Origin of the sequence: Bacillus sp. GMs2/2, from assembly GCF_050172095.1 — a bacterium.
In the GTDB taxonomy this organism is placed as follows: domain Bacteria; phylum Bacillota; class Bacilli; order Bacillales; family Bacillaceae_G; genus Bacillus_A; species Bacillus_A cereus.
In genome coordinates, this window is the sequence record NZ_JBNLYE010000629.1 from 1 (window position 1) to 1,590 (window position 1,590).

Here is a 1,590-nt window from a genome sequence, read left to right on the forward strand (position 1 = left end):
ATGTTATAGATGAATATCATAGGGGAGAGAATATTCGAGTTAAGAAAAGAACGAAAACTAACACAAGAAAAAATAGGCGAAAATATTGGTGTGAGCAAGCAAACTATTTCCAAATATGAAAAAGGGACAAAAATCCCCTCACGTGAGAACATTGAAAAATTAGCTGACTTCTTCAACGTTCCCATTGATTACTTATTCGGGAAAAGCGATAATTCCATTAAAAGTAGCAATAATATAAAAGAAATATTTGAAAGTGATGAATTACATTGGGATGGAAGAAAGCTGTCTCCTGAGGAAATCGAAAGCGTCAAAGCGCTTTTAGAAGTAGCTATCCAAAGAATGTTAAAACAAGAAAAAAAGGATTAGCATGAGGCTAGTCCTTTTTTTGGTTCCATTTGCTGCATGACTTCACTTAATTCATTATCAGTAATGAATCCTTGTTTATGTATTTCTTTCAAAGCATGAAGAGTGTCATTTTCTGAGACTTTATCCCCTAATAAATATTTAATCATGGATTTTATTTTTTCTTCACCACTTATTAACAATACGAACTCCTCCATCCCAATAATTATGTGAATTTTTTAACAAACTGTGCATTTTTGTAACGTTTTCCAAAAATGCATACCCCTTAAAAAGCACTCAAGACGCTACTTAGTAGTAGCGTCTTGAAAAATAATTTATAAATTTCTAATGAGTTCCAGGATCAACCATTAGATATGTAGTTTCTACTTTACTTGAATGTGCTTGTGAAGTGTCTTTGTTTTGTTCAACTACTCCTAGTAGTCCTAAAACACATATCATTGTAAGAATAACTTTTTTCAACCTACTTCACTCCCTCTTTAATTAAAAGACGTGTTACCAAATTTGAATAGAATACATTCCCATTATTAGCGAATTTTTCTAAAGCCTCTTTGAGAACCATTGTATCATTTCTATCTACAAAAAATAAATAATATAATTTAAATGCAGACAAAGTTTTTCCTTGTTTTTTTAAGTCTTCAAAATAAACTCTAGCTTTAACTCCTGAACCGAATTTAGCATCAAAGAAAGCTTTTTCCGCTTCTCCTACAAAGTCCCAATCTATTTTATCTACATTTATTCCGTACTCAATTCGCAAAAAAGCTAATGTACTATGAACTGCACGATACATTTTACTATAAGTAGTAATACCTAATTTTTTTATTAACTTTAGACTTTCCAAAAAGTAGGTTTCCGCCTGAAAAGGATTTTCAAATATAAAGGACTCCCCTAAGCAACTCAAAGCTTTGGCCTTTATAACTGAATCTTCCGGAGCGGATTTTATTATACTATTACAAATTTCCCTGCATTCTTTTATTTTATTACTAAACAAATTAATATGAGACTTACGATCATCATGTTGCAAATCCAAATGCTTCTTTATAAATGTATTCTCTACTAATGGTAAGTTTTGATCGATCTTTTTAGAATACGGGACCATAGCCATGAAATTACTACTATCATACAGCGCAAACCCATGTAACATGTCTACTATTATTTGATAGTCAACATTTTTAGAGTATGGCAATTCATCTAATTTCCTTTGTAATTCTTCTCCTTCTAATTTATTCA

The 1,590-nt window shown here is 31.1% G+C and carries 4 protein-coding genes; 1 reads left to right on the top strand and 3 read right to left on the bottom strand.

The features are described 5' to 3' along the window. Positions 1-9: 9 nt before the first annotated feature. Positions 10-366 (top strand): helix-turn-helix domain-containing protein, encoded by a 357-nt coding sequence (locus ACQGS6_RS28090; RefSeq protein WP_001021266.1) that lies wholly within the window; start codon positions 10-12, stop codon positions 364-366. Here ACQGS6_RS28090 and ACQGS6_RS28095 read toward each other — a convergent pair. The 3 genes from ACQGS6_RS28095 to ACQGS6_RS28105 all read right to left on the bottom strand — a co-directional run. Beyond that, entirely contained in the window at positions 363-545 is a 183-nt protein-coding gene (locus ACQGS6_RS28095; protein WP_000908628.1) for a hypothetical protein, read from the bottom strand. The two genes, ACQGS6_RS28090 and ACQGS6_RS28095, sit on opposite strands and share 4 nt — an antisense overlap. Before the next feature lie 142 nt (positions 546-687). After that, on the bottom strand, positions 688-822 hold the full coding sequence (locus tag ACQGS6_RS28100) for a hypothetical protein (RefSeq protein ID WP_000755859.1): 135 nt from the start codon (positions 820-822) through the stop codon (positions 688-690). 1 nt (position 823) lies between these two features. Beyond that, positions 824-1,590: AimR family lysis-lysogeny pheromone receptor (locus tag ACQGS6_RS28105; protein ID WP_426966000.1), on the bottom strand; the 767-nt coding region annotated here is incomplete at its 5' end.

Excerpts from the sequence above, each read along its gene's own strand:
- ACQGS6_RS28090 (WP_001021266.1), top strand. The coding sequence starts at position 10 with ATGAATATCATAGGGGAGAGAATATTCGAGTTAAGAAAAGAACGAAAA.